Origin of the sequence: Methylobacterium sp. Leaf361 (assembly GCF_001424445.1) — a bacterium.
GTDB lineage: Bacteria > Pseudomonadota > Alphaproteobacteria > Rhizobiales > Beijerinckiaceae > Methylobacterium.
Genome location: NZ_LMPY01000003.1, coordinates 33,021 through 58,599 on the forward strand (window position 1 = coordinate 33,021; position 25,579 = coordinate 58,599).

Annotated in this window: 26 protein-coding genes; 9 read left to right on the forward strand and 17 right to left on the reverse strand. The window is 71.9% G+C overall.

Going from position 1 to position 25,579, the window contains the following annotated elements; all coding sequences use genetic code 11:
- Window positions 1-17 precede the first annotated feature (17 nt).
- The 5 genes from ASG32_RS03745 (at window position 18) to ASG32_RS03765 (ending at window position 4,499) form a co-directional block, all read left to right on the forward strand.
- Entirely contained in the window at window positions 18-1,112 is a 1,095-nt protein-coding gene (locus ASG32_RS03745) for an LLM class flavin-dependent oxidoreductase (protein WP_056522803.1), read from the forward strand.
- Window positions 1,112-2,050 carry an ABC transporter substrate-binding protein gene (locus tag ASG32_RS03750; RefSeq protein ID WP_056522805.1) on the forward strand — a complete coding sequence of 313 codons (939 nt, stop codon included), beginning with the start codon at window positions 1,112-1,114 and terminating at the stop codon, window positions 2,048-2,050. The genes ASG32_RS03745 and ASG32_RS03750 overlap by 1 nt, the downstream gene beginning before the upstream one ends.
- A 19-nt stretch (window positions 2,051-2,069) precedes the next feature.
- Window positions 2,070-2,618 carry a cupin domain-containing protein gene (locus ASG32_RS03755; protein ID WP_056522807.1) on the forward strand — a complete coding sequence of 183 codons (549 nt, stop codon included), beginning with the start codon at window positions 2,070-2,072 and terminating at the stop codon, window positions 2,616-2,618.
- Between the two features lie 19 nt (window positions 2,619-2,637).
- A complete protein-coding gene (locus tag ASG32_RS03760) occupies window positions 2,638-3,990 on the forward strand; it encodes an LLM class flavin-dependent oxidoreductase (protein ID WP_056522809.1) in 1,353 nt (450 codons plus the stop codon).
- A gap of 128 nt (window positions 3,991-4,118) precedes the next feature.
- On the forward strand, window positions 4,119-4,499 hold the full coding sequence (locus tag ASG32_RS03765) for a response regulator (RefSeq protein WP_056522811.1): 381 nt from the start codon (window positions 4,119-4,121) through the stop codon (window positions 4,497-4,499).
- Window positions 4,500-4,523: 24 nt separating this feature from the next.
- Here ASG32_RS03765 and ASG32_RS03770 read toward each other — a convergent pair whose 3' ends face one another.
- Both ASG32_RS03770 and ASG32_RS03775 read right to left on the reverse strand, forming a co-directional pair.
- On the reverse strand, window positions 4,524-5,384 hold the full coding sequence (locus ASG32_RS03770) for a hypothetical protein (protein WP_020091038.1): 861 nt from the start codon (window positions 5,382-5,384) through the stop codon (window positions 4,524-4,526).
- 57 nt (window positions 5,385-5,441) lie between these two features.
- Window positions 5,442-5,717 carry a hypothetical protein gene (locus tag ASG32_RS03775; protein ID WP_020091037.1) on the reverse strand — a complete coding sequence of 92 codons (276 nt, stop codon included), beginning with the start codon at window positions 5,715-5,717 and terminating at the stop codon, window positions 5,442-5,444.
- Window positions 5,718-5,871: 154 nt separating this feature from the next.
- Here ASG32_RS03775 and ppk2 point away from each other — a divergent pair, with 154 nt between their 5' ends.
- From ppk2 to ASG32_RS03790, 3 genes are all read left to right on the forward strand, one after another.
- Window positions 5,872-6,819 (forward strand): polyphosphate kinase 2, encoded by a 948-nt coding sequence (gene ppk2, locus ASG32_RS03780; protein ID WP_244491790.1) that lies wholly within the window; start codon window positions 5,872-5,874, stop codon window positions 6,817-6,819.
- Between the two features lie 78 nt (window positions 6,820-6,897).
- Window positions 6,898-7,146: a hypothetical protein gene (locus ASG32_RS03785; protein WP_157861893.1), complete on the forward strand. Its 249-nt coding sequence runs from the start codon at window positions 6,898-6,900 to the stop codon at window positions 7,144-7,146.
- Between the two features lie 571 nt (window positions 7,147-7,717).
- Entirely contained in the window at window positions 7,718-7,945 is a 228-nt protein-coding gene (locus tag ASG32_RS03790; RefSeq protein ID WP_020091033.1) for a hypothetical protein, read from the forward strand.
- Window positions 7,946-7,952: 7 nt separating this feature from the next.
- On the opposite strand, the gene ASG32_RS03795 is transcribed toward ASG32_RS03790, so the two are convergent.
- The gene (locus ASG32_RS03795) at window positions 7,953-8,921 is read right to left on the reverse strand and encodes a helix-turn-helix domain-containing protein (RefSeq protein WP_026604602.1); all 969 of its coding nucleotides are present in this window, start codon (window positions 8,919-8,921) and stop codon (window positions 7,953-7,955) included.
- Window positions 8,922-9,042: 121 nt separating this feature from the next.
- Here ASG32_RS03795 and ASG32_RS03800 point away from each other — a divergent pair, with 121 nt between their 5' ends.
- Complete coding sequence (locus ASG32_RS03800) at window positions 9,043-9,486, forward strand: MucR family transcriptional regulator (RefSeq protein WP_020091031.1); 444 nt, start codon at window positions 9,043-9,045, stop codon at window positions 9,484-9,486.
- 51 nt (window positions 9,487-9,537) lie between these two features.
- Here the strand turns inward: ASG32_RS03800 and ASG32_RS03805 are convergent, their stop codons facing one another.
- The 14 genes from ASG32_RS03805 to ASG32_RS03870 form a co-directional block, all read right to left on the reverse strand.
- Window positions 9,538-10,056 carry a hypothetical protein gene (locus tag ASG32_RS03805; RefSeq protein WP_056522815.1) on the reverse strand — a complete coding sequence of 173 codons (519 nt, stop codon included), beginning with the start codon at window positions 10,054-10,056 and terminating at the stop codon, window positions 9,538-9,540.
- Between the two features lie 31 nt (window positions 10,057-10,087).
- Window positions 10,088-10,624 carry a hypothetical protein gene (locus tag ASG32_RS03810; protein ID WP_056522817.1) on the reverse strand — a complete coding sequence of 179 codons (537 nt, stop codon included), beginning with the start codon at window positions 10,622-10,624 and terminating at the stop codon, window positions 10,088-10,090.
- A gap of 165 nt (window positions 10,625-10,789) precedes the next feature.
- A complete protein-coding gene (locus ASG32_RS03815; RefSeq protein WP_020091028.1) occupies window positions 10,790-11,728 on the reverse strand; it encodes a pirin family protein in 939 nt (312 codons plus the stop codon).
- Between the two features lie 135 nt (window positions 11,729-11,863).
- Window positions 11,864-12,895 (reverse strand): aldo/keto reductase, encoded by a 1,032-nt coding sequence (locus ASG32_RS03820; RefSeq protein WP_056522820.1) that lies wholly within the window; start codon window positions 12,893-12,895, stop codon window positions 11,864-11,866.
- Window positions 12,896-12,987: 92 nt separating this feature from the next.
- Window positions 12,988-13,983, reverse strand: a complete 996-nt coding sequence (locus ASG32_RS03825) for an HlyD family secretion protein (protein ID WP_056522821.1) — start codon at window positions 13,981-13,983, stop codon at window positions 12,988-12,990.
- 1 nt (window position 13,984) lies between these two features.
- The gene (locus ASG32_RS03830) at window positions 13,985-14,209 is read right to left on the reverse strand and encodes a DUF1656 domain-containing protein (protein ID WP_020091025.1); all 225 of its coding nucleotides are present in this window, start codon (window positions 14,207-14,209) and stop codon (window positions 13,985-13,987) included.
- On the reverse strand, window positions 14,206-16,062 hold the full coding sequence (locus ASG32_RS03835; RefSeq protein ID WP_056522823.1) for an FUSC family protein: 1,857 nt from the start codon (window positions 16,060-16,062) through the stop codon (window positions 14,206-14,208). Before ASG32_RS03835 ends, ASG32_RS03830 begins: the two co-directional genes overlap by 4 nt.
- Before the next feature lie 47 nt (window positions 16,063-16,109).
- The gene (cydB, locus tag ASG32_RS03840; protein ID WP_056522825.1) at window positions 16,110-17,096 is read right to left on the reverse strand and encodes a cytochrome d ubiquinol oxidase subunit II; all 987 of its coding nucleotides are present in this window, start codon (window positions 17,094-17,096) and stop codon (window positions 16,110-16,112) included.
- A gap of 6 nt (window positions 17,097-17,102) precedes the next feature.
- Window positions 17,103-18,515 (reverse strand): cytochrome ubiquinol oxidase subunit I, encoded by a 1,413-nt coding sequence (locus tag ASG32_RS03845; protein ID WP_056522827.1) that lies wholly within the window; start codon window positions 18,513-18,515, stop codon window positions 17,103-17,105.
- Between the two features lie 107 nt (window positions 18,516-18,622).
- Window positions 18,623-20,134 carry a malate dehydrogenase (quinone) gene (mqo, locus tag ASG32_RS03850; RefSeq protein ID WP_056522830.1) on the reverse strand — a complete coding sequence of 504 codons (1,512 nt, stop codon included), beginning with the start codon at window positions 20,132-20,134 and terminating at the stop codon, window positions 18,623-18,625.
- A gap of 11 nt (window positions 20,135-20,145) precedes the next feature.
- Complete coding sequence (locus tag ASG32_RS03855) at window positions 20,146-20,544, reverse strand: hypothetical protein (protein WP_056522832.1); 399 nt, start codon at window positions 20,542-20,544, stop codon at window positions 20,146-20,148.
- Between the two features lie 30 nt (window positions 20,545-20,574).
- The gene (poxB, locus tag ASG32_RS03860; protein ID WP_056522834.1) at window positions 20,575-22,302 is read right to left on the reverse strand and encodes a ubiquinone-dependent pyruvate dehydrogenase; all 1,728 of its coding nucleotides are present in this window, start codon (window positions 22,300-22,302) and stop codon (window positions 20,575-20,577) included.
- A gap of 48 nt (window positions 22,303-22,350) precedes the next feature.
- On the reverse strand, window positions 22,351-23,814 hold the full coding sequence (fumC, locus tag ASG32_RS03865; RefSeq protein WP_107351919.1) for a class II fumarate hydratase: 1,464 nt from the start codon (window positions 23,812-23,814) through the stop codon (window positions 22,351-22,353).
- Between the two features lie 263 nt (window positions 23,815-24,077).
- The gene (locus tag ASG32_RS03870) at window positions 24,078-25,532 is read right to left on the reverse strand and encodes a CoA transferase (RefSeq protein ID WP_056522836.1); all 1,455 of its coding nucleotides are present in this window, start codon (window positions 25,530-25,532) and stop codon (window positions 24,078-24,080) included.
- Window positions 25,533-25,579: the final 47 nt, after the last annotated feature.

Below are 25,579 nucleotides of genomic sequence, written 5' to 3' on the forward strand. Positions count from 1 at the left end.
GACCCGGAGATCGCACCATGAGCCTGCTTCCCCCCGACGCCGTCGAGTTCATCGGCTTCGTCGCCCCCCGCCACACCTCCGAGATCCACCCGGCGGCGGGGCCGTCCATCGACCGCGACTACCTGAAGCTCCTGGCGCAGGCGCACGAATGGGGCGGGTTCGACCGGGTGCTGGTGGCCTTCCACGCGACCACGCCGGACGCGCTCCTGCTCGCCGGGCAGGTCGCCGCCGTGACCGAGCGGCTGGGGCTGATGATCGCCCACCGCACCGGATTCACGGCGCCCACCGTGGCGGCGCGGCAATTCGCGACCCTCGACCAGCTCACCGGCGGCCGGGTCGCGATCCACGTGATCAGCGGCGGCGACGACCGGGAACTCGCCCAGGACGGCGACCACCTCACCAAGGACGCGCGCTACGCCCGCACCCGGGAGTTCCTCGACATCGTCCGGCAGAGCTGGAGCGCCGCGGAGCCGTTCGACTACGCGGGCGATTACTACCGGGTGGAGCGCGGCTTCTCCGAGGTTAAGCCGGTCAACGCGATCCCGGTCTATTTCGGCGGCGCCTCGCCGGCGGCGCTGGCGGTGGCCGGCCGCCACGCCGACACCTACGCCCTCTGGGGCGAGACCCACGCGCAGGTCGCCGAGCTGATCGGCCGGGTGCGGGCGGCGGCCGCGGCCCACGGGCGGGCGCCGCGCTTCAGCCTGTCGGTCCGGCCGATCCTGGCCGAGACCGAGGCGCGGGCCTGGGAGCGCGCCGAGGACATCCTGGCCCGGACCCGGGCCGTCCGGGCCGCCAAGGGCCTCGGCCCGGCGGCGACGCCGCAGAACGAGGGCTCCCGGCGGCTCCTCGCGGCCGCCGCCGCGGGGCCGCGCCACGACAAGCGCCTGTTCACCGCCATCGCGGCCGAGACCGGGGCGGCGGGCAACTCGACCGCCCTGGTCGGCACCCCCGAGCAGGTCGCCGACGCCCTGCTCGACTATCACGACCTGGGCGTGCGCACCTTCCTGATCCGCGGCTTCGACCCGCTGGAGGACGCGCTCCAGTACGGCCGGGCGCTGCTGCCCGCCGTCCGGGCCGCCCTCGGGCGCCGCGGCGCCGCCGAGGCCGCCTGATGCGCGCCGTCATCCTCGCCCTGCTGGCGCTCCTGGCGGTCCGGCCGGCGCACGCGCAGGAGGTGCTGCGGGTCGGCGACCAGCGCGGCAACGCCCGCGCGCTGATGGAGGCGGCCGGCGTGCTCGACGGGCTGCCCTACCGGCTCGACTGGAGCGAGTTCCCGGCGGCCGCGCCCCTGCTCGAGGCGCTGAACGCCGGCGCGATCGACGCGGGCGGCGTCGGCGACGCGCCCTTCACCTTCGCGGCGGCCGCCGGGGTGCCGGTGAAGGCGTTCCTGGCCTTCCGCAACCGGCAGGACGGGCTGGCGATCCTGGCGCTCAAGGAATCGCCCCTCCGCACCGTGGCCGACCTGAAGGGCAAGCGCGTCGCCACGAACCGCGGCTCGATCGGCCATCAGGTGGTCCTGGCGGCGCTGGAGGAGGCGGGCCTGCCCGCCGACAGCGTGACCTTCAGCTTCCTGCCGCCGGCCGACGCCAAGATCGCGCTGGCTTCCGGGGCGGTCGACGCCTGGTCGACCTGGGAGCCCTACACCTCCACGGCGGAGCTCGCCGGCCTCGTCCGGGTGATCCGCGACGGCAACGGCATCACCCCGGGCCTGACCTTCGCGGTGGCGAGCGACGACGCGATCCGGACCAAGCGGGCGCTGCTCGCCGATTTCGGCGCGCGCCTCGCCCGCGCCCGGGCCTGGGCCCTGAAGGATCCGGCGCCCTACGCGTCCGTCTGGTCGAAGCTCATCGGCCTGCCGGAGGCGGTGCCGCTGCGCTGGTTCGGCCGCGCCGCCTACCGGGCCGTCCCGATCGACGCGTCCGTGATCGCCGACGAGCAGCGCAACATCGATCTCTACGTCCGCGCCGGGCTGATCCCGAAGGCCCGCGCGCCGCGGGCCGAGGCGATCCTCGACACGAGCGTCTCGCAAACCGCCGCCACCGTGCAATGATGGCGCGGGAGGACCCGACATGCACGACCACGGCGACGACCACGGCCACAGCCACGATCATGGCCACGCCCACGATCACGCCCATGCTCACGCCCACGATCACGGGGCGTCCGAGCGCTGGAAGCACGACGGCGTTCGGGTGATCCCCGGCGACCGGCTCGACGCCAACACCGCGCAGACGCCCGGCATGTACCGGCAGGCCGCGATCAACGCCGCCCGGGTCGGTGCCCAGAAGATCTGGGCCGGCACGGTGGCGATCCAGCCCGACGCCAAGACCGGCGTGCACCACCACGGCGAACTGGAGAGCGTGATCTACGTGGTCTCGGGCCGCGCCCGGATGCGCTGGGGCGACCGGCTCGAATACGTCGCCGAGGCCGGGCCGGGCGACTTCATCTTCGTGCCGCCCTTCGTGCCGCACCAGGAGATCAACGCCTCGACCGACGAGCCGCTGCACTGCGTGCTGGTGCGCTCGGACAACGAGGCGGTGGTGGTCAACCTGCCCGACGTCGAGGCCGCCGAGGCGCCCGAGACGGTGTACTGGGTCGACCCGATCCACAAGCATCCGTGAGAGACCGGAGACGGCAGCGATGAGCCGGGACCGCCAGCTGCATCTCGGCGCCTTTATGCGCCCGGTCGGCATCCACACCGCGTGGTGGCGCTATCCGGGCGGCTATCCGGACGCGAACTTCAACTTCGAGCACCTCGCGCACTTCGCCCGGCGGCTGGAGGCCGCGAAGTTCGACGCGTTCTTCATGGCCGACCACCTCGCGGTGATGAACATGCCAGTGGCGGCGCTCCGCCGCTCGGCCACCGTGACGTCGTTCGACCCGCTGACCCTGCTGCCGGCGCTCGCCGTGCTCACCGATCGGATCGGCCTGATCGCCACCGCGTCGACAACCTACAACGAGCCCTACCACGTCGCCCGCAAGTTCGCCTCGCTCGACCATATCTCGAAGGGGCGGGCCGGCTGGAACCTCGTCACCTCCGGCAACCCGGACGAGGCCCTGAACTTCGGCCGCGACGCGCATCTGGAGCACGCCACCCGCTACGCCCGCGCCCGCGAGTTCTTCGACGTGGTGACCGGCCTGTGGGATTCCTTCGCCGACGACGCCTTCACGATGGATCCGGCGAGCGGCCTGTTCTTCGACCCGGCGAAGATGCGCGTCCTCGACCACCGCGGCGACTTCCTGAAGGTGAAGGGCCCGCTCAACGTCGCCCGGCCGGTGCAGGGCTGGCCGGTGATCGTCCAGGCCGGCGCCTCCGAGGCCGGCAAGCAGATCGCCGCCGAGACCGCCGAGATGGTGTTCGGCGCGGCCTCGACCGTGGAGGCGGCCCGGGCCTTCTACGCCGACGTGAAGGGCCGCATGCCGGCGGCGGGGCGCGACCCGGACCAGCTCAAGATCCTGCCCGGCTGCTTCATCGTCCTGGGCGAGACGGAGGACGAGGCGCAGGCCAAGAAGGCGCGTCTCGACGACCTCGTCCATCCCGACAGCGGCCTCGCCAACCTCTCGGTCCGCCTCGGCGTCGACGCGACGGGCTTCGACCTCGACGCGCCGCTCCCGGAGCTCCCCGAGAGCAACGCCAGCAAGAGCGGGCAGGCCCAGATCGTCGACTACGCCCGGCGCACCGGCGCGACCGTGCGGGAACACGCCCGCAAGGTCGGCGGCTACGGCGGCCTGCAGATGGTCGGCACGGCCGCGCAGGTGGCCGACCGGATGGAGGAGTGGCTGGATACGCGCGCCTGCGACGGCTTCAACGTGATGTTCCCGTTCGTGCCCGAGGGTCTCGACGACGTGGTCGACCGGCTGGTGCCGGAGCTGCAGCGGCGCGGGCTGTTCCGCCGGGACTACGCGGGGACGACGCTGCGCGACCATCTCGGCCTCGCGCGGCCGGCCAACCGCTTCTTCCCGCCCGACGCCCCGGCTCGGCCAAGGGGCTGATCGACCCGCCGCGCGGGCCGGCGCGGTCCCGCGCCGTCGGGGTGCGTGGCGGATCATGCGAACGGCGCGAACCTCCGGTCGTGTCGCGCGGTTGTTCTCGGATCGTCGCGCGCCGATGGGAGGGGATCGTGCTCGAGGCTGTTCCGCCCCTGTCCGGGTGCCGCGTCCTCGTCGTCGAGGACGAGTATCTCATCGCCAGCGAGGTCAAGCGCTGGTTGCACAGCGCCGGGGCCGAGGTGATCGGTCCGGTCCCGCGCGCGGATCTCGCCCTGGACCTGATCGCCGAGCAGACGCCCGACGCCGCGGTGCTCGACGTGAATCTGGGCGACGGGAACAGCGTCTATCCGGTCGCCGAGCGTCTCGGCGTCCTCGGCGTGCCGTACCTGTTCGCCACCGGCGACGTGCGGGTCACCGGCGCCCCGGCCGAGGCGAGCCGGCCCATCCTGGAGAAGCCCTTCGTGGCGGCGGAGCTGGTCCGGGCCGTGACCAGGCTCGTCGCGGCCGCCTGAGGCCGCCGCGCCGCCCGCGCGGCCTCAGAGGGGGCCCGGCCCGGGATGCGGGCCCATGCGCCGGCGGTCGTGCTCGATGGCGAAGACGTGAGCGTAGAGGTTCGCGACCCAGCCCCGCCCCTCGACCGTGAGGTCGAGGAACCGGATCGCGTCCCCGATCACGGGCTCGATCTTGCCCCAGAAGAACGACGGGTAGCGCTCCGCGAGGTCGGCCGGGCTGTCGTAGCCGAGTTCCGCGTTGACGCCGATCTCGGCGAATTCGTGGAACAGGGCGTTCAATTTGCGCGGGTAGAGCGGGTCGCCGAGCTGACCGATCAGGTCGGCCGCCCGCAGCAGCCCGGCCTCGGTCCCGGTCTCGCGATGGGAATCGTCCTCGGGGACCGGGAAGCGGGTCAGCTCGATCGCCCGTATGACCCGGGACGCGTCGACGAGATCGTGCGTGCCGAAGCGCTCCTGCACGGCCAGCTTCGAGCGCTCCACGTGGTAGGGCGCCAGCGCCGCGTCCGAGGCGCCACGGGGCAGGCTGACGGTCGTGCCCTGCGCGTCGATGACGAAGGCCTGCAGCCGGTCTCCGGCGCAGACGCCGCGCACGTAGCCGATGTCGTGGTAGAGGGCGGCCAGGATCATGTGCAGCCAGTCCTCGGGCGTGATGCCCTGCTGCAGGAAGCGGCCGCGGAGGATGTCCTGGGCGACCAGGGTGACGAGGGCCGTGTGGTCGCCGTCATGGTAGAGGGCGTCGCTCCCGACGATCCGCTCGATCGTCAGGCGCGCCGCGGCCTCGATGATCTCGGCGTAGCGCGGCTCCCGGCTGCCGAAGGTCCGCTGGTAGGTCAGGGCCAGGTGCTCGCCGAGGGCGTCGGCGAGCATCTTGGTCGCGTCGAACATGGGATCCTCGCCGTCAGCTGCGTCGGGCGGCGCCGCGCCCGGCCGGGTCGATGGAGATCACGCGGATCGCCCCCCGCGATCGACGAGCCGCTCCTCGAGATAGGCCGCCGCGTCCGCGTAGAGTTCGTAGCGGCGCAGCAGCACCGCCCGCTTCTCGGCCTTCGTCGCCGCGTCGAGCTTGGCGCGGGCCCTGTCGGCGCGGGCGCGCAGCTTCCCGGCGAGCTTCTCGAAGGCGGCATCGATGCGCGCGCCGACCTTCTCGCCCTCGGCGCGCGCCGGATCGGGGTCGTCCCGCCGGCGCTTCGGCCCGGCCCTCTTCGCTTCTCCAGCCATGACGCATCTCCGGTCGCCCCGATCGGTGGCGGAACCGTATGACGGAACGATCACGGGCGCGACATGTGATCGGCCGCCGCGGGCGCGGCGCTTTCTCAGGCGTGTCACGGAACGCTGCTCTAGGTCGGCCCCGCGACGCGCAGGAGAACCGGCGATGCGGCCCGACGACAGCTCTGCACCGGATGCCACCTTGAATGCCACCTCGGATGCCACCCTGGAGGCGATCCGGCGTGACCTCGCCGACAGCTACGACGAGGAGCTGGAACTCGGGCTCGAGGAGGATCGCCTCGACCGGCTCGCGGCCGAGCTCGACGGCGCGCCGCCCGATCATCTCGACCGCAAGGTCTATTTCCGCGCGCTGCTCCGGCTGCAGCACGAGCTGGTCCGGCTCCAGGACTGGGTGCAGGACCGGAAACTGCGCGTGGTCGTGCTGTTCGAGGGCCGCGACTCGGCCGGCAAGGGCGGCGTGATCAAGCGGATCACCCAGCGCCTCAATCCCCGCGTCTGCCGCGTCGCCGCCTTGCCTGCCCCGAGCGAGCGCGAGCGGATGCAATGGTATTTCCAGCGCTACGTCTCCCATCTGCCCGCCGGCGGCGAGATCGTGCTGTTCGACCGCTCCTGGTACAACCGCGCCGGCGTCGAGCGGGTCATGGGCTTCTGCACCGAGGCGGAGGTCGAGGAGTTCTTCCGGTCGGTCCCCGAGTTCGAGCGCATGCTGGTGCGCTCCGGCATTGTCCTGGTAAAATACTGGTTCTCGATCACCGATGCCGAGCAGGAATTCCGCTTCCGGATGCGGATCCACGATCCGCTCAAGCAGTGGAAGCTGTCGCCCATGGACGTCGAGTCGCGGCGCCGCTGGGAGGACTACACCCGGGCCAAGGAGGACATGCTGGCGCGGACCCATATCCCCGAGGCGCCCTGGTGGGTGGTCGAGGCAGTCGACAAGCGACGGGCCCGCCTGAACTGTATCAGCCACCTGCTCGACCAGATCCCCTACGGCAGCGTGGACCACCCGGCGGTCCACTTGCCCGAGCGCTTGCGGCACGCGGACTACGTGCGCGGCCCGGTCCCCGCCGCGATGATCGTTCCGGCCGCGTTCTGATCGCCGCGCGGAGACGGCGCGGGAGTCGTGATCCTGTCGCGGTGCCGCGGCTATAGCGCCGCCATGGCGAAGCGCCCCATGACTCTCGACCTGTTCACGACCCTGGATATCGTCGATGACGACGTCTCGGCCGTCGTCGACGCCTATCTGGCCGATCCCACGCCCGGTTCGGTGGCGTTCGGGAACGGCTTCCGCATCGATCCCGCGGCCGCGGTGGCCTCGCATCCCTTCGCCCGGACGCTGATCGATCAGCCCTGGGCCGATGCCGGGCTGCGCCGGGCCGCCATCCGCGCCGCCATCCTGCTGGCGGAGCCGGAGCGGGTCTGACCGGATCGGCCGCCTGTCGCGCGACGGTCGCGCGATATTCGTGGGGTGGCCTGCCGCTGTGATCGCGCTGGCATACCGCTGTCATGCGGCCGTCATGGGCGGGATGGCAGGTCGCCGCCACGGCGAACCTCCCGACCCTATGCCGCCACTCCGCCCGCCCGGTCCTGCCGTGGCGGGCTTTTGTATGCCCGCGGCTCGGCCATCGCGACGACGCGCGTCGGATCCTACGCCTAAAACGGTAGGTGTACCGACCTCCGACCACACGACGCCCGGTTGTAATCTGGGGCGGAGACGGCGCGGATGAACGGCGCGCCTTCACGGTGAACGATCGGTTTACCCAAACCGCACAATTGCGCCGACCGCCCCGATCCGGGCGCGATCGGCGGGCGTTCTACGGGCAGGTCCACCGGAGACGTGCTGACATGCTGATCCTCAACCCGATGACCGGCCAGATGGTCGAGGTGCGCGTGCCCCGGCCGAAGCCGAAGGCCGCCTGAGCGCGCCTGCTCTCCGTCCGCTTCCCCGCACGCCCGCGGCCCAGGCGGCGTGCCCCTCCAGCCCCGCACGACCCATGCTGCCGACCGATCTCGACCGACCCGCCGAACTGACCCTCTGGCCGGGCTACGCGCCGGCCCGGGTGGCCGTGTCGCACAGTTTCCCGACGCTGCGGGCCGCCCTCGCCGCCGCGGTCGCGGCGATCGACGCTGAGGATGCCAATCCTTGGATCATCACCGAGGGCGGCGACATCCTCGCTCCGGGATGGATCCGCGCGAACACCGCGGGCGCCGTCCTGCAGTAGCCGGACGTCAGCCGGCGAGCTGGTCCGCGCCGCGGTTGCGCCACCGGTACTCGCTCGGCGAGATCCCGTAGCTGTCCTTGAAACGGCGGCTGAAATGGCTCTGGGTGCAGAAGCCGCAGCTGTAGGCCAGCTCTCCGACGGCCAGATGGGCGAAGCCGGGATCGGCGAGACGCTGCGCGGCGGTCTCCAGCCGCCGCCGCCAGATCCAGTCGGCGATGTTGCGGTCCTGCTCGCGGAACAGGGCCTGGAGGTGGCGCAGCGACACGCCGACGGCCGCCGCGAGCCGGGCGGGGTCGAGGTTCAGGTCGCCGAGATGGGCCTCGATGTGGGCCAGCGCGCGCTGGAAGATCAGGACGCCCTGGATGTTCTTGGGGGTCTCGTGCGCGAGGCGTTCCGCGATGCTCGCGACGATGAGATCGACGCCGACCGACGCCATGCGGTTCGACATGTCCGGCGTCAGGCGCTCCGCGTTGCGGACCAGTTCCTGGAAAAAGGTCGTCACCATCGACGTGCCGACTTGATCCGCGCCGATCGTGAGGCACGTGAACCGGCGCGTCGAGCCGAGGGCGCGCTCCAGGGCCGCGCGCGGCAGCTCGACGAACAGCGTCTGCGTGTCAACGTCGGAGGCCATCGTCGCCGGCCGACGGTCCATCACGACGATGTCGCCGGGATTCTGGATCGCGGTGCGGTCGTCCTGCGCGCTGAACACGCGGCCCTTGAGCGTGATGGCGACGTTCAGGGTCTCGTACTTGCCGTGCCGGCGGATCGTGTCCGGGGTCGCGACGGTGGTGACGGCGCTCTGCGTCACGCGCGTGATCAGCAGCGGCCCGACCTCCGCGGCCTCCAGCGTGCCGGTGAAAGCGTGCGCCACGGCAGGCGTAAGTTCGACCGGCACGATCCGCTCGAAGATCGTCTCACGCCAGAGGCGGAAACTGTCTTTCGGCTTGAAATCCGCCGTAGAGAACAAAGTCCTCATAGAAAATTCTTGTATTCATGCTTCGCCGCGCGCGCTCGGGAAAACGGTAGCACGCTTTCAGGCAAGCGCAACGGCGCCGACCAACCTAAGAGGGTTCTCGACCTTGTCAGGAGCCCATAACGTGTCCGATTCGTCCCTCGTCAGCCCCCAATCCAATATCGTGCTGACGGCAGGGCTCGTCGCTGCCTATGTATCGAACAATCGGGTTCCGACCGCCGACCTTCCGACCCTCATCGCGCAGTGTCACGACGCGATCACCGCGCTGGCCGCCAACGGGGCGGCGTCGATCGAGGCGGCGGGGGACACGGACGCGCTGCGCGACCGGCCTACCGCCGCGCAGATCCGCAGCTCGATCCGGCCCGACGGCATCGTGAGCTTCATCGACGGGCGCCGGTACAAGACGCTCAAGCGCCATCTCACGGCCCACGGCCTGCACCCGCAGAGCTACCGCGAGCGCTACGGTCTGCCGGCCGACTATCCGATGGTCGCGCAGGAATATGCCGAGCGCCGGTCCGCGCTGGCGCGCTCCATCGGCCTCGGCGTGCCGGGCGAGCGCGCCGCCTGAGCCGACCCGCCTCGGCAGGCCGCGGCTGATTCGTGGCTGGCGCTCCCGGCCTCAGGCGGCCGCGTGCCGTCCGTCGGGCAGCAGATCCCGGCTCGCCTGCTCGATCCGTTTGAGCCAATCCTCGGCCGCCGCCGCCCGCAAGGTCGCGGCCTCGGCCCGCGCCTCGGCCTCCCGGACGCGCCGGTCGGCTTCCGCCTCGCGTTCGTGGACCTGCCGCGCCGCCTGCGCCCGCGCCTCCTCCAGGAGCGCCCGCAGGGTCCGGATCTCCTGCTGGGCGGCTTCCAGATCCGCGGCCAGCGTCTCGCAGGCGGTCGATTGCTGGTGCAGGCGCTGATCCTGCGCCTGCTTCGCGACGGTCGCGGCCGACAGGGTGTCGAGGATCTGGCTCCAGTCCGCCACCGGCCGCGACGGCGTCTCCGGATCGGGTTCGGGGGACGCTTCGGAACGCGCCGCCGGGCTCGGTGCGTCGGCCACGAGGTGGCCGTCGGCGACCCCCGGAGCCGGCTCCGTCGGTTCTCCGCGCTCACGCGCGATGCGGGCGTCGAGCTGGGCCCAGAACGTCGCGTTCATCGCCGTGGCGATCCCGCCGGGCCCGCGCCGGTCACGAAGCCGCCCGCGTCGCGGAAGCCCGAGCGCTGCCCGCCTGGCCGGTCACCTGTCCGCCCGGCTGCATCACGAATTCCGCGTCGATCGTCTCGGCGATGCGCTGGAGCATCTGCTCCGCCGCCGCGGCCCGCTCCTCGGCGGCCGCGGCCCGGTCCTCGGCGGCCTGGATCAGCTTGATCGCCTGCGCGTGGACCTCGTGGGTCTCCCGCTCGGCCGCCAGCACCTGGGCGCGGGCCGCGTCCATGTCGGCGCGCACCTGCCGCAGCAGGTCCTGGACGTGCGTCTCCTGCTCCTGCGCCCGGTCCTCGACGTCCCGGATGTAGCGCGCCGCGCCCTGCACCCGCTCCAGCAAGTCGGGCCACCGCTCGACCGGCGACGAGTTCTGGTTGCGCCCCTGCGCCGAGACGCGCTCGTCCGCGGCGAGCAGGACGAGGTTGCCGGTGCGGATCCGGGTCGTCGGCTCGCGGGCGTCGCGCGCGACGGCATCGATCTGGTCCAGCGCCTCGGCCTTGGGGTGCTTCGTCTGTTCCATCACGCGTCCTGCCGACAGGGTGCAGCGCAAGCCTTCGGTGAGGCATCGGCGTCCGCCTCACACCGACGGAAAATGGTTAACAACTCCTTAATGTTCGCGCTAGGGTTGCGCTGTCGCGGCGATACCCGTGCGACGTCGCGCGGGACCGCCGGATCGCGGGCCGTCTCACGGGTAGCGGACGGGCTGCGGGTCCTCCGGCAGCGGGATGAACTCGGCGTCGTTCGGCACGGTGTCGAACCGGCCCTGGCGCCAATCCTCCTTGGCCTGCGCGATCCGCTCGGGCCGGGACGAGACGAAATTCCACCACAGGTGGCGCGGACCGTCCATTGGCTCGCCGCCCAGCACCATGAACCGGGCCGATTCCGTGGCGCGCACGCTGATGCGGTCGCCGGGGCGGAACACCAGCAGCTGGCCGGGGCCGAAGCCGTCGCCGGCGATCTCGATGGCGCCCGCGACCGTGTAGATCGCCCGCTCGTCGTAGGTCGGATCGAGGGGCAGGACGGCGCCGGCCTCGAGGGCCACGTCGGCGTAGACCATCGGGCTCGAGGTCCGGACCGGCGAGCGCGCGCCGAAGGCCTCGCCGGCGATCAGCCGGACGGTCTTGCCCTCGCCGGTGAGGACAGGCAGCGCGGCGGCGTCGTAGTGCTCGAAGGCGGGGGCGTTCTCCTCGTCCCGGTCCGTCAGCGCGACCCAGCTCTGGATGCCGAACAGCCGGGAGCCGGTCTGACGCAGCGTCGGGGCGGTGCGCTCCGAGTGCGTGATGCCGCGGCCGGCGGTCATCCAGTTCAGCTCGCCCGGCCGGATCGGCAGCTCCGTGCCGAGGCTGTCGCGGTGCATGATCTCGCCGTCGAACAGGTAGGTGACGGTGGAGAGGCCGATATGCGGGTGCGGCCGCACGTCCATGCCCTGCCCGAGGAGGAATTCCGAGGGGCCCATCTGGTCGAAGAAGATGAAGGGGCCGACCATCCGGCACTCGGTGGAGGGCAGCGCCCGGCGCACCGCGAAGGAGCCGAGATCGCGCGAGCGGGGCACGATCAGGGTCTGGATCGCGTCGCAGCTGAAATGGTCGCCCGGGATCGGGTCATCGGCACTGTGCCAGCTCATCGCCTTGCTCCTCCGCGCGGGGATCGGCCCCCCATCCGCAGGCATCCTGGACCGGGAGCGTCCGGGTTGGAACAGAAACGATCGAAACGCATCGTTTCCAAAAAATCGCCCGATCGTCCCGGCCGGGGCGACGGCCTACCAGGGTGTCGGCTTGGGGTTGCGCTCGTCGAAGCCGCGCTGGTGCCAGTACGGGTAGATCGGGGTCTCCTGGCTCGCCGCGTCGAGCCGGGCGACCTGCTCGGCCGTCAGGGTCCAGCCGAGGGCGCCGAGGTTCTGCTTCAACTGCTCCTCGTTGCGGGCGCCGACCACGATGTTGCACACGGTCGGCCGGGTCAGCAGCCAGTTGAGCGCGACCTGCGCCACCGTCTTGCCGGTCTCGGCCGCCACGGCGTCGAGGGCGTCGACCACGCCGAACAGGTAGTCGTCGGAGACCGGCGGCCCGCCCTCGGCGCCGCCGGCGGCGATGCGGCCGCTCTGGTTGGCCTGTCCGCGGCGGATCTTGCCGGTGAGACGGCCCCAGCCCAGCGGGCTCCAGACCATCAGGCCGACGCCCTGGTCGAGGCCGAGCGGCATCAGCTCCCACTCGTAGTGGCGGCCGATCAGCGCGTAGTAGCCCTGGTAGGCGACGTAGCGGGCGAGCCCGTGGCGCTCGGAGGTCGCGAGCGCCTTCATCAGCTGCCAGCCCGAGAAGTTGGAGGCGCCGATATAGCCGATCTTGCCCGCACGGGTGAGGTCGTCGAGCGCCCGCAGCGTCTCGTCCACGGGGGTGAGGGCGTCGAAGCCGTGCATGAAGTAGACGTCGATATGGTCGGTGCCGAGCCGCTTCAGGCTGGCCTCGCAGGCGCGGACCAGGTGGTAGCGCGAGGAGCCGACCTGGTTCAGCTCGTCGTTGAACCGGAAGGTCGCCTTGGTGGAGATCAGCGCCCGGTCGCGCTTGCCCTTCAGGGCCTGGCCCAGGATCTCCTCCGAGGCGCCGCCCGAGTAGATGTCGGCCGTGTCGAAGAAGTTGACCCCGGAATCGAGGCAGAGATCGACCATGCGGGTCGCCTCGGCGACGTCCGTCTGCCCCCAGCGCTGGAAGAATTCGTTCGTGCCGCCGAAGGTGCCGGTGCCGAAGCTGAGCACCGGCACGGTGAGGCCGGAGCGTCCGAACTGCCTGTAGTCCATCGGGTCCTCGTCGCGATCGCGGCCGCCGCGCGGCGGCGCGCCTGCCGGATCAACGCGCCGCGCCGCCCGGTTTTCCCGGCCGGCGCGGGCCGTCAGCGCCGCGACTCGACGACCGGCGCCCCGTCGCAGCGCTGGCCGGCGGCCGCGCCCGTGCGCCGGTCGGGCGGCAGGGCGTCCGGCGACCCGGCCTTCTCCGCCAGGATCGCGACGTTCGCCGTCATCCCGGCCGCCAGCACGATCGGGCAGGGCACGTCGTCGAGGTCGATCCGGATCGGCACCCGCTGCGCCAGCCGGACCCAGGTGAAGATCGGGTTGACCGTCGGCAGCCCCTGGACGCCCGGGGCGGCGTCGGCGACGCTGATCCCGCGGCCGAGGCCGGTGACGCGCCCCCGGATAGGACGGTCCGGCCACGCCATCAGCGACACGCGCGCGGCGTCGCCCGCGCCGATGCGCGGGAGCTGCGTCTCCTCGAAATAGCCCTCGATCCAGAAGCTGTCGCCGTTGACCAGCGTCAGCGCCGGCTGTCCCGTGGCGGCGAACCCGCCCTCCTGCAGCAGCAGGTTGGTGACCCAGCCGTTCACGGTCGCCCGCAGGGTCGTGCGCTCCAGGTTGAGCCGCGCCTGCGCCAGCGCGCCCTCCGCCTGGACCACGTCGGCCTGGGCGGCCTGCGCTTGGCCGCTGGTCGTCTGCTTCTGCTGCGGCGTGGTGGCGAGGTCGTCGAGATCGGCGGTGCGCTGCGCGATCCCCGCGAGGTACCCGGCCCGCGCCCGGGCACTGGCGAGGGCGCCCTCGGCCTGGGTCACGGCGTTCCTGAACGTGCCGGGATCGATCGTGAACAGCACGTCGCCCTTGCGGACGAACTGGTTGTCGCGGACCCGGACCGCCACCACCGTGCCGGAGACCTCGGGCGCCACCTGCACGGTGTAGACGCGCACGCGCCCGTCCCGGGTCCAGGGCGTGTAGGCGTAGTAGAGGAAGGCGAGGTAGGCGAGGCCCACGGCCGCCGCCAGCGCCAGCAGGGTGGCGGCGACGTTGTAGGCGGGCGGCGGCTGCCAGTCGCGCAGCGACGGTCGCGGTTTCAGGGCCATCTCACGGGCCCTGGACGCGCAGGGACAGGATCAGCAGCGCCGTCACGGCGGTCAGGAGGCTGAAGTCGAACAGGGCGCGGTTCCAGACAAGGTGGTTGATGCCGATCCAGTCCAGGATCCAGCGCAGGGCCCAGGTGATCACCAGGGCGGCGAGCAGGCAGATCACCGCGGGCTCGACGAAGAGCCCGAGCACGTCGACCGCCCGCAATCCGACCACGCCGATCACGCCCGCCCTCCCGGATCGAGGTTCGGCCAGCCCGCGCGGTCGAGATCCGACACGAGGGCGGCCAGCGCCCCGATGCGCTCCGCCTGGAGGGGCAGGGTCGCCCGGTCGGCGAGCGCGCGCAAGGGATCCGGCGCCGTCTCCGGCCCCGCCGGACGGGACGCGGCGAGCCGCGCCCAGACCGCCCGGCCGACGCGGCGGCCCTCCCGATCGTCCGTCTCCCGCAGGGCGAGCAGCAGGAGCCCGATGACGAGCAGGCGCTCGCCGCTCCGGGCCGCCGCGTCGTCCGCGCCGATGAGGGCGAGTCGGCCGAAGCCCCGGGCGAGGTAGCGGTCGAGCGGCGGCAGCAGGAGCGCCGGGTCGAGGGCCGCGCCCCGCACCGACCGGACCAGCCGGCGTCGGGCCCGCAGACGCAGGGTCGCGGCGCTCACCGGCGGCGGCAGGGCGGCGAACGCGATCGCCGCCACCGCCATGCCGAGCAGCTCGGCCAGCACGGTGTTGAGCGAGTCGGCGAGGTCGTAGGTCATCGGGTTCTTGGGATCGAGCACGCCGAAGACGAAGAACCCGAAGCCGATCCCGTAGATCGCGCGCTTGTCGGCGCGGCCGACCACCGCCAGCATCGCCACCGGCAGCAGCACCGCGGCCAGCAGCGCGAAGCTCCCGGTGGTCGTCAGCAGGGTGTAGCGGACGGTGAGCCCGACCACGCCGGCGAGCAGCGCGCCGACCAGGAAGGCGCGGGATTCCGCCCGCGGGTCGGCATGGGCGGCGAGCAGGACGCAGACGAGGCTCGCCCAGGTCGCGGCGCCGGCCCCGTGCGACCAGCCGGTGACGTACCAGAAGCCGTTGACGAGCAGGACGGCGGCCGCAGTGCGCAGGGCGTTGTCGAAGGCGTGCCAGCCGTCCCAGTCCAGGTCGTTCCACAGGAGCAGGTGCGGGCGGAACGGGACGCGCCGCCGGCCCACGCGCCCGCCGGCCCGCAGGAGCCGCGCCGAGACCCGGACGCGCCCGACCTGCCGGACGGCGATCGCCCCGCCGGCCCCGATCAGGTCGGTCGAGCGCGATCCCGGCCGGTCCGGCAGCAGCGCCCGCAGCAGGCCCACGGCGAGCACCCGCCGCAGTCGGGGGGCGGCGTTGCGGATGCCGCGGCCGCCGGAGCGCAGGGAGGGCTGCTCGGTGAACGTGTCGGTGACCTCCTCGCCCAGGGTCATGACCGCGGCGATCGGCATCGGGCCGGGCCGTTCGCCCCGCCGCAGGGCGGCCATCCAGGCGTCGCAGGACTCCGCGGCCGCCTCGAGCCGCCCCGCCAGGGCGCGGCTGACGGCGGGGACGCCCGGCGCCACGAACACGTTCGACGCGTAGGCGCAGCCGATCCCGAGCAGGATCGTCGAGCAGCGGTCGACGCCGATCTGGAACACGGCCTCGGGGTTCTGCACGTCGGCCAGCGCGATGATCGGCACGGTGAAGCCCATCGAGGCGAAGCCGTAGGCGCGCTGGCCGCTCTCGACGCTGGAGGCCGCGGTGAGCAGGCCCATCCACAGGGCCAGCGCGAGGTCGAAGGCCAGGGTCGCCTGGGCGAAATTGGCCACCAGCACCATCGCGACGGTGACGCCCACCAGCGTGCTGCCGGCGCGCCACAGGCTCTTGCGCAGGGAGGCCGCGCGGGTGGCGAGCGTCACCGAGATGACCGTCCAGCCGGCCCAGTGCGGCAGCGCCAGCTCGAGCCACATGGCGAGCCAGACCGCCGCGATGGCGGTGAGCGCGATGCGCACGGCCTCGGCCGCCTCGCGCGGCCACCACGCCGCGAGGCGCTGCAGGAGGCCCGGCGCGTCCTCGGAGAGCGCAACCTCACCGGCCATCGCGCGGCCTCGCCGGCCGGGGCAGGTCCGGGAACCCGGCTGCAGGCTCAGTCATAGTGCTCGGCGATGTCGACCTTCCCCTTGAACACCCGGTAGACCACCAGGGTGTAGATCAGGGTGATCGGCAGGACCACGATGCCCGCGCCCCAGAACATGAAGGACAGGCTCGCCTCCGGCGCCGCCGCCTCGGTCACCGTCACGCTGAACGGCACCATGTAGGGCAGGAACGAGGCGGCGAGCGTCGCGAAGGCGGCGGCGAAGATCAGCGCCACCAGCGGGAAGGGCAGGGCATCGATCCGGCGCCGCGCCGCGTAGAGGAGCCCGGCGCAGGCCGCGGCCCCCACGAGCGGCAGGACCAGCATCTCGGGCCGCTCGACCCAGCGGTGCAGCACCCGCAGGTTCATCGCCAGCGCGTACGCGAAGGCCGCGCCGAGGAAGACCAGGACGCCCAGCAGGAGCCGCGGCAGCAGCCGGAAGCCGAGGTCGCGCACGTCGGCCTCGGTCTTACCGCACAGCCACGCGGCGCCGAGCAGCGCGTAGCCGAGGCACAGGCCGAGTCCGCAGAGCAGCGAGAAGGGCGTGAGCCACGTGAACGCCCCGCCGGCATAGAGCCCGCCCTGCACCGGCAGCTCCTGCACGAGCGCCCCGACCGTCACGCCCTGCACGAAGGCCGCGCAGTAGGAGCCGCCCACGAAACCCGCGTCCCAGACCCGCCGCAGCCGCCGGGACTTGTAGCGGAACTCGAAGGCGACGCCGCGCAGGATCAGGGCCGCGAGCATCAGGAGGAGCGGCAGGTAGAAGGCCGAGAGCAGCAGCGCGTAGACCGTCGGGAAGGCCCCGAACAGGATCGTGGCGGCGAGCACCAGCCAGGTCTCGTTGCCGTCCCAGACGGGGGCGATCGCCTGCATCATGTGCCGGCGCGCCATCTCGTCCGGTGCGATCCCGAACAGCATGCCGATGCCGAGGTCGAACCCGTCGAGCAGCACGTAGAGCATCAGGGTGAGGGCGAGGGCGGCGGCCCAGAATTCGATCACGGCCGCTCACTCCGCAGGATTGCTGCTGGGGGTGCCGGGACTGTCGCCCGGCACGGCGAGCGGCCGCTTGGGGTTGGCGGCGCTTCCCGCACGGGCCGGGGTCGGCAGGATGCCGGCCTTGAGCATGCGGTAGATGTAGACGGTGCCGGCCGCGAAGATCAGCGCGTAGACCGCGCCGAACACGGCGAGGGAGGTCGCAACCTGCGGCGCGGCCAGGAACGGCGTCGCCGCGTCGGCGGTGCGCAGCTGGCCGTAGACCGTCCAGGGCTGGCGCCCGACCTCGGCGGTGAACCAGCCGGTCAGGGTCGCCACGAAGCCCAGCGGGAACGACAGGAAGATCGCCCATTGCAGCCAGCGCGCCCGCTCCAGCCGCCCGGTGGCGTAGAAGGCCATCCCGCCCCAGGCCAGCGCCAGCATCAGCAGCCCGCAGCCGACCATGATGCGGAAGGCGAAGAACGGGATCAGCACCGGCGGCCGGTCGGCCTTGGGGATGTCCTTGATGCCGATAACCTTGCCGGTGAGGGTGCCGTCGTCGATCAGGCTGCCGATCGGGGCGGGCAGCGCGATGACGAAGTGGTTCTTCTCCTGCGCCTCGTCGGGCCAGGCGAACAGGATCTCGCCGGCCGGCGCCTGGCTCTCCCAGTGGCCCTCGATCGCGGCGATCTTCGAGGGCTGGTGCTTGACGACGTAGTCGCCGGTGAGGTGGCCGAAGAACAGCTGCAGCGGCACCAGGATCGCGGCGAGGCCGAGCCCCATCCGGATCATGGCGCGGGCCTCGATCCGGTCGCTGCCGCGCAGCATGTACCACGCCCCCGTCGCGGCCACGCAGAAGCTGGTGGTGACGTAGGCGGCCAGGACCATGTGGGGGAAGCGGACCCAGACGACCCCGTTGAAGATGATCGCCCACCAGTCCGTCGGTACGAACACGCCGTCCGGGCGCTGGGCGAAGCCGGTCGGGTACTGCATCCACGAGTTGTTCACGAGGATCCAGAACGACGACAGGCTGGTGCCGAGGCAGACCATCAGGCAGGCGAACAGGTAGAACCAGCGCGGTACGCGGGCGCGGCCGAACATCAGCACCCCGAAGAACGAGGCCTCGAGCGCGAAGGCCGTGAAGCTCTCGTAGCCGAGGAGCGGCCCCTGGATCGGGCCGGTGCGGCGGGCGAGCTCGCTCCAGTTGGTGCCGAACTGGAACGCCATGACGATGCCGGAGACGACGCCGAGCCCGAAGGCGACGGCGAAGATCTTGAGCCAGAAGGCGAACAGGCGGTCGTAGACCGGCTCGCGCGAGATCATCGCCCGCGCCTGCAGGAAAGCGAGCCAGGCCGCCAGCCCGACCGTGAAGGCCGGGAAGATGATGTGGAACGACACCGTGAAGGCGAACTGGATGCGCGAGAGCATCAGGGCGGAGATGTCCATCGTTCCTCTCTCCGGCCGAAGCTCGCCGGTCCGCCGCCGCGGGCCGGGCGCGCCGCACCCTCAGATGTCCGCCGGCGGGGCGCGGGGAACCGCGCCTCGCGAATCTGTCAGACGTTCTCGATCCTCAGGACCGGCGCCGTCTCGGCCCGGGTGCGGCGGCAGGCCTCGGCGTCCCGCTTGAGGTCGATGCCGTAGGTCGGGATCACCGCCTTGAGGCGGGGCAGCCAGGCATCCGGCGTGAGCCGGTCGGCGAAGCACTTCTCCAGGACCTCGACCGCGATGAAGGCCGCCGTCGAGGCGCCGGGCGAGGCGCCGAGCAGCGCGCAGATCGAGTTGTCGGCCGCGGCCACCAGCTCCGTGCCGAATTCGAGGTAGCCCTCCTCCAGCGGGTTCGCCTTGCCGGTCGGCTTGATCGTCTGCACCCGCTGGCCGGCCACCGCCGAGGTCCAGTCCTGCTTCAGCGCCTTGGGGAAGAAGTCCTTGAGGGTCGCGAACTGGTGGTCGGAGCTCTGGAGCACCTGGCCCACGAGGTACTCGGTGAGCGCGACGTTGTCCTTGGCGACGTCCAGCAGCGGCACGATGTTGTGCGGCGTCAGCGCGGTGAACAGGTCGGTGAGCGACCCGTGCTTCAGGAAGCGCGACGAGAAGCCCGCGTAGGGCCCGAACAGCAGCGAGCGCTTGCCGCCGATGATGCGGGTGTCGAGGTGGGGCACCGACATCGGCGGCGAGCCGGAGGCGGCCTTGCCGTAGACCTTGGCGTGGTGGCGCGCGCTGACCGCGTCGACGTCGCAGCGCAGCCAGATGCCCGAGACCGGGAAGCCGCCGTAGCCGCGCCCCTCCGGGATCTTCGAGGCCTGCAGCAGCGGCAGCGAGCCGCCGCCTGCGCCGATGAACACGAACTTGGCCGTCACGGTCTGGCGCGTGCCGTCGTAGGTGTCCTCGACGGTCACGGCCCAGCGGCCGTCGTCGACCCGGTCGAGGGCGACGACCTTGCGGTTGTAGTGGACGGCGAAGCCGGGCTGCGCCGCGAGCTGCCCGACCAGCAGGTGCGTCAGGGCGCCGTAATCGACGTCCGTCCCGGTGACGATCCGGGTGGCGGCGATCGGCTCGCCGGGGGCGCGGCCCTCGATGATCAGCGGCGCCCAGCCGGCGATGACCTGCGGGTCCTCGCTGTACTCCATGCCGTGGTAGCAGTGGTGGGCCGACATCGCGGCGTAGCGCGCCTTGAGGAAGGCGACGTTCTCGGCCCCCCAGACGAAGCTCATGTGCGGGCAGGGATGGATGAAGGCGCGGGGGTCCGGGATCGCGCCCTTCCGCACGAGGTGCGCCCAGAGCTGGCGCGAGATGTCGAACTCGGTGTTGACCTCGAGCGCCTTGGCGATGTCGACGCTGCCGTCGGGGCGCTGGGGGGTGTAGTTCAGCTCGCAATTGGCCGCGTGGCCGGTGCCGGCGTTGTTCCAGCCCTCCGAGCTCTCCTGCGCGCAGTCGTGCAGCGTCTCGAACATCGCGATCCTGAGCGACGGCTCCAGCTCCTTCAGGACCGTGCCGAAGGTCGCGCTCATGATCCCGGCGCCGATCAGCACCACGTCGGGAGCGTCGTCGAAGCTCATGGCGGCCATCGGGCCCCTCCTCAGGCGGTCTTGTTCGGGACGAAGGGGAGCCGGGCCTCGGCGCCGGAGGCGAGGATCACGTAGGCCCGGCACCAGGGCTCGTCGTCGACGAGGCGCCAGGAATGGCCGGAGCCGGCCGTGTCCTCGGCGATGAGGATGTCACCGGGGCGGATCGTGAAGTGCGCGCCGGCCCTCGTCTGGAAGTCGAGGGTGCCGCGCAGGGTGATGACGAACTGCCGGGTCGGCGCCGCGTGCCACGCGTAGGTCCCGCCGGCCTGGGTCTCGCGGAAGGAGATCGAGACCACGTCGGTCGTGCCGCTGAGGATGTCGCCGCGCTCGCCATGAGGCAGGTCGATGACGCCTTCCTCGAAGTAGGAATTGTCGTCGTCACCGGTCCAGATGCGTACGCAGCGGATCATCGGGCAGAGCTCCGGCTTCGGAAGGGCGCCTCAGCGCCAGAGGTTGGTCTTGGCGAGGTCGATGATCTCGGTGCCGCGCCCGTCGATGACCGCCCGGGCGAGCCACATCCCGAAGCCCGTCACCTGCTCGAGGCCGACCTTCGGCGGCATCGACAGCTCCTGGCGGGCCGAGACGACGTCGAGCAGCGCCGGGCCGTCATGGGCGAGCATCGCGGCCATCGCGTCCGGCAGCGCGGCCGGGTCCTCCACGCGCCGGGCGAAGATGCCGGCCCCGCTCGCCATGGCGGCGAAGTCCGGGTTCACCAGCTCGACGCCGGTCTCGAGGAAGCCCGCCGCCTTCATCTCCATCTCGACGAAGCCCAGCGTGCCGTTGTTCAGCACCACGATCTTCACCGGCAGCTTGTGCTGGTTGAGGGTCAGCAGGTCGCCCATCAGCATGGCGAAGCCGCCGTCGCCGGAGAACGAGATGATCTGCCGCCCGGGATAGGCCGCCTGCGCGCCGATCGCCTGCGGCAGGGCGTTGGCCATCGAGCCGTGGTTCAGCGAGCCGATCAGCCGGCGCTTGCCGTTCATGGCGAGGTAGCGCGCCGCCCAGATCGTCGGCGTGCCGACGTCGAAGGTGAAGACCGCGTCCTCGGAGGCCGCCTCGCTGAGCGTCCGGGCGACGTATTGCGGGTGGATCTTGCCGCCGGGCTTGCCGACCGCCAGCGCGTCGAGCCCGGCGCGGGCCTTGCGGTAATGGGCGAGGCTGTCGTCGAGATGCGCCCGGTCGGTCTTGGCCTGCAGCTTCGGGAGCAGCGCCGCGATCGTCTCCCCGACGTCGCCGATCAGGCCGAGATCGATCCGGCAGTGGCGCCCGAGGCTCCCGGCCCGCAGGTCGACCTGCGCGACCTTGGCGTCGTCCGGGTAGAACTGGCGATAGGGGAAGCCGGTGCCGAGCAGCAGCAGGGTGTCGCAGTCGAGCATCGCCCGGTAGCCCGACGAGAAGCCGATCAGGCCGGTCATGCCGACGTCGTAGGGATTGTCCCACTCGACGTGCTCCTTGCCGCCGAGCGCGTGGACGACCGGCGCCTTCAGCGCCTCGGCGAGCTGCAGCAGCTCCGCGTGGGCGCTGGCGCAGCCGCGACCGCAGAACAGGGTCACGCGCCCGGCCGCGTTGAGCATCCCGGCGAGCGCGTCGAGGTCGGCCTCGCGCGGGCGTACCACGGGCGGGGGCGGCACCAGGGCGGCGGAGAGCTCGGGCGCGTTCCCCGGCATGGCCATGAGGCCGACATCGCCGGGGATCACCACGACGGCGACCCCGCGCTCGGCGATGGCGATGCGCATCGCGGTCTCGATCACGCCGGGCAGCTGGGCCGGCGAGGAGACCAGCTCGCAGTAATGGCTGCATTCCTGGAACAGGTTCTGCGGGTGCGTCTCCTGGAAGTAGCCCCGGCCGATCTCCGCCGAGGGGATCTGGGCCGCGATGGCCAGCACGGGCACGCGGGAGCGGTGCGCGTCGAACAGGCCGTTGATCAGGTGCAGGTTGCCCGGCCCGCAGGATCCGGCGCAGACCGCGAGTTCGCCGGTCAGGTGCGCCTCGGCGCCGGCCGCGAAGGCGGCGCTCTCCTCGTGGCGCGTGTGGATCCAGGCGATCGAGCCGTCCTGGCGCAGGGCCTCGGTCAGGCCGTTGAGGCTGTCACCGACCACGCCGTAGATGCGCTTCACGCCGGCCTGCGCCAGCGCCCGGACGAACAGATCGGCGACCTTCGTGCTCATGGTATCTCGCTCAGCTGAGGGGGGGCGAACGGACGGTCCCGACGCGCTTCAGGCGCCGGCCAGCCCGTGGCCGATCATGGTCCTGGGATCGCACACCGCGTCGAAGCGCTCGGCCGGGACGCCCTCGGCCAGGGCGGCCGCGCGCAGCGTCGTGCCCTCGTCGTTGGCGCGGTGGGCGATCTTCGAGGCGAGGTCGTAGCCGATCACCGGCGACAGGGCCGTGACCAGCATCAGCGACTGGTTCACGGTCTCGTCGATCCGCGTCCGGTTGAGCTCTGTGCCCTCGACCGAGTAGGTCCGGAACTTCTCGCAGGCGTCGCCCAGCACGCGGATCGAATGCAGCGTGTTGTTGATGATGATCGGGCGCATCGCGTTGAGCTCGAAGTTGCCCTGCGAGCCCGCGAAGGCGACCGCGTTGTCCTCGCCGATCACCTGGATGCAGACCATCACCAGGGCCTCGCACTGGGTCGGGTTGACCTTGCCGGGCATGATCGAGGAGCCCGGCTCGTTGGCGGGCAGCAGCAGCTCGCCGAGGCCGCAGCGGGGCCCCGAGGCGAGCCAGCGCATGTCGTTGGCGATCTTCATCAGTGCGACCGCGAGCCCGCGCACCGCCGCCATGGCGGCGACCATGGCGTCCAGCGACCCCTGCGCGGCGAACTTGTTGGGCGCCGTGACGAACGGCTTGCCGGTGAGATCGGCGATCTTGGCGGCGATCTCCGCGCTGAACCCCTCCGGAGCGTTGAGGCCGGTGCCGACCGCGGTGCCGCCGGCCGCCAGCTTGTACAGCCCGGCGCGCGACGCCTCGACGAGGGCCAGCGCGTCGCGCATCTGCGCCACGTAGCCCGACCATTCCTGGCCGACGGTGAGCGGCGTCGCGTCCTGCAGGTGGGTCCGGCCGGTCTTGACCACGTCCATCCAGGCCCGCGCCTTGGCTTCGATCGCGTCGGCCAGCGCCCGCGCCTTGGGGAGCAGGACCTCGTCGAGTTCGAGCACCGTGGCGACGTGCATCGCGGTCGGGAACGTGTCGTTCGACGACTGGCCCATGTTGACGTGGTCGTTCGGGTGGACCGGGCTCTTGGAGCCGAGCACACCGCCGAGGAGCTGGATCGCGCGGTTCGACAGCACCTCGTTGACGTTCATGTTGGACTGGGTGCCGGAGCCGGTCTGCCAGACGTAGAGCGGATAGTGCGCGTCGAGCTTGCCCGCGATCGTCTCGTCGGCGGCCTGGACGATGGCCTGCGCGCGCCAGTCCTCCAGGCGGCCGGCGGCGGCATTGACCAGGGCGGCGGCCTTCTTGACGTAGCCGTAGGCGTGGTAGACCCGCTTGGGCATGCGATCGTCGCCGATCGAGAAGTGCTGGAGCGAGCGCTGCGTCTGCGCGCCCCAGTAGCGGTCCGCCGGCACGTCGATCCCGCCCATCGAGTCCGTCTCGTGCCGCATCCCGGTGGCGGCGATGCCGATCGGAACGTCGCGCAGGATGGGGTGGCCCGGGGCAGACTCGTTCATCGTCATCCTTCTCGGTGTCGGACCGTCTGGCACAGTGCGAGACGGGTTCGGCGAACCGGGTGCGCTTTGACGTAAACGATAGTATTATTTTCGGTCTTCGGTCGATATGTGCAGATTTTAAGAAAGCTGACTATTAAATCTTCACTTAAACCTAGTATTAAAAACGCCGACAAAACGCATTACAGATCATGAATGCGAATTGCCAGATAACATAGATCGGTGTCAAGCGTTCCGCCGCGCGGAGGCTGCAAAAACATTCCCGCGATTGGTCAATTTATAGCGCTTCTGCTCCCCGGAGCGGCTTTCGAGCCGGACAAGCGCGCGCTGCCGAAATGTCTGACTTGTGCAGCCTCCGTCGTGCCGAGATCGCAGGCCGGGCGATCCCACCGCAGCGGCGCGCCCTCGATCCGCACGGGCGCGTGCAGCCGGAGGGCAGGTCCCCACGCCGTGTCCTCGATCTCCGGGGCGTAATCCGCGTCCCGATATCCGCCGAAGGCGGGCCCCGGCGCGCTGCCGGGATAGTCCGTGAGCAGGCGCGCGGTCCGGGCCAGAGAGAGCCGCGCGGTGACGGCGTGCCCGTCGCGCTGCCGGGCGATCAGGCCTCGCACGGCCGCCGCCGCCATCAGGTAGCCGGTGGCGTGGTCGAGCGCCTGGACGGGCAGCGGCACCGGCCGGTCGGCCTGTTTCCACCGCTGCCCGGCCGCCGCGATGCCCGTCGCCATCTGGACGAGGCTGTCGAAGCCGCGCCGTCCGGCCCAGGGTCCGGTCCAGCCGTAGGCGCAGAGCGCGACGTCGATCAGGTCCGGGTTGAGCGCGCCGCGCCGCACCGCGCCGTAGCCGAGCCGCTCTAGGGCGTCCGGGCGGTACCCGTGCACGAGGATGTCGGCCTCGGCGAGCAGGGTCTCGAAGTGCCGGCGGTCGGCAGCTTGCCGGAGGTCGAGCCGCGTGCAGACCTTGCCCAAGGTGACGTCGGGCGCCAGGGACGGCTCCTCCCAGCCGGGCGGGTCGATCCGCAGGACGTCGGCCCCGAGGCCGGCCAGGACGCGCGTGGCCACCGGCCCGGCCAGGATGCGGGTCAGGTCGAGGACCCGGATCCCCGCGAGGGGACGGGCCGGGTCCGGGCGCCACGGCACCCGGTGCTGGACGGGACGTTCCGCGAGCGCCACGAGGGGCTCGGCCCGGACCGCCCGGCCCTGGTCCAGCCTCGGCCAGTCGTCGGGGCCGCGCATCGCCGCCGCGCAGCCGCCGGCGCGCAGGATCGCCCCTTCCAGGTCCTCGGCCGCCGTGCGGGCCACGGCGGCCGCCACCGCCTCCCGCTCGCCCGTGCAGTCGAGGATTGCGAGGGCGGCGGCGCGGTGACGGGGCGCGTTGGTGTGCAGCCGGATCCAGCCATCCGCCGCCCGGTAGTCCCCGGCGATCGGGTCCCAGGCGGCCGGCAGCGTCCAGCCCTGCGGCCGCACGGAGGTGCCGAACCATGCCGAGGCCAGGTGCCGGTCGACCGCGACGGCGGGCGCGGGGCCGGACAGGCCGAGGAGTTCGGAGACGGCGAGGCCGGCCGCGGCGATCGACGCCGTCGCCAGCGCGGTGACCGGGAAGCAGGAGGGCAGGCTCCCGGTGCCGGTGATCGTCAGCCGGTCCCCGGCCTCGGGCGGCAGCGCCAGGGCCGCCAGCGCCTCCGCGAGGATCGGCGGCAGGGCGTCGTGGTCGGCGTGTCGTTCGCGCATGGTCGCGGCCCTCGATCGGTTCGCACAGGCTGCCGGCCATCGACGGA

Bases quoted from the DNA above. Each gene is read 5' to 3' on its own strand.
- ASG32_RS03825 (WP_056522821.1), bottom strand. From the start codon at position 13,983: ATGGCCCTGAAACCGCGACCGTCGCTGCGCGACTGGCAGCCGCCGCCC.
- ASG32_RS03760 (WP_056522809.1), top strand. From the start codon at position 2,638: ATGAGCCGGGACCGCCAGCTGCATCTCGGCGCCTTTATGCGCCCGGTC.
- ASG32_RS03795 (WP_026604602.1), bottom strand. From the start codon at position 8,921: ATGAGGACTTTGTTCTCTACGGCGGATTTCAAGCCGAAAGACAGTTTC.
- ASG32_RS03870 (WP_056522836.1), bottom strand. From the start codon at position 25,532: ATGCGCGAACGACACGCCGACCACGACGCCCTGCCGCCGATCCTCGCG.
- ASG32_RS03775 (WP_020091037.1), bottom strand. From the start codon at position 5,717: ATGGCTGGAGAAGCGAAGAGGGCCGGGCCGAAGCGCCGGCGGGACGAC.
- ASG32_RS03820 (WP_056522820.1), bottom strand. From the start codon at position 12,895: ATGGACTACAGGCAGTTCGGACGCTCCGGCCTCACCGTGCCGGTGCTC.
- ASG32_RS03755 (WP_056522807.1), top strand. From the start codon at position 2,070: ATGCACGACCACGGCGACGACCACGGCCACAGCCACGATCATGGCCAC.
- ASG32_RS03835 (WP_056522823.1), bottom strand. From the start codon at position 16,062: ATGGCCGGTGAGGTTGCGCTCTCCGAGGACGCGCCGGGCCTCCTGCAG.
- mqo (WP_056522830.1), bottom strand. From the start codon at position 20,134: ATGGCCGCCATGAGCTTCGACGACGCTCCCGACGTGGTGCTGATCGGC.
- ASG32_RS03750 (WP_056522805.1), top strand. From the start codon at position 1,112: ATGCGCGCCGTCATCCTCGCCCTGCTGGCGCTCCTGGCGGTCCGGCCG.
- ASG32_RS03745 (WP_056522803.1), top strand. From the start codon at position 18: ATGAGCCTGCTTCCCCCCGACGCCGTCGAGTTCATCGGCTTCGTCGCC.
- ASG32_RS03790 (WP_020091033.1), top strand. From the start codon at position 7,718: ATGCTGCCGACCGATCTCGACCGACCCGCCGAACTGACCCTCTGGCCG.
- ASG32_RS03815 (WP_020091028.1), bottom strand. From the start codon at position 11,728: ATGAGCTGGCACAGTGCCGATGACCCGATCCCGGGCGACCATTTCAGC.
- ASG32_RS03770 (WP_020091038.1), bottom strand. From the start codon at position 5,384: ATGTTCGACGCGACCAAGATGCTCGCCGACGCCCTCGGCGAGCACCTG.
- poxB (WP_056522834.1), bottom strand. From the start codon at position 22,302: ATGAGCACGAAGGTCGCCGATCTGTTCGTCCGGGCGCTGGCGCAGGCC.
- ppk2 (WP_244491790.1), top strand. From the start codon at position 5,872: ATGCGGCCCGACGACAGCTCTGCACCGGATGCCACCTTGAATGCCACC.
- ASG32_RS03810 (WP_056522817.1), bottom strand. From the start codon at position 10,624: ATGGAACAGACGAAGCACCCCAAGGCCGAGGCGCTGGACCAGATCGAT.
- fumC (WP_107351919.1), bottom strand. From the start codon at position 23,814: ATGACGATGAACGAGTCTGCCCCGGGCCACCCCATCCTGCGCGACGTT.
- ASG32_RS03785 (WP_157861893.1), top strand. From the start codon at position 6,898: ATGACTCTCGACCTGTTCACGACCCTGGATATCGTCGATGACGACGTC.
- ASG32_RS03845 (WP_056522827.1), bottom strand. From the start codon at position 18,515: ATGGACATCTCCGCCCTGATGCTCTCGCGCATCCAGTTCGCCTTCACG.
- ASG32_RS03805 (WP_056522815.1), bottom strand. From the start codon at position 10,056: ATGAACGCGACGTTCTGGGCCCAGCTCGACGCCCGCATCGCGCGTGAG.
- ASG32_RS03855 (WP_056522832.1), bottom strand. From the start codon at position 20,544: ATGATCCGCTGCGTACGCATCTGGACCGGTGACGACGACAATTCCTAC.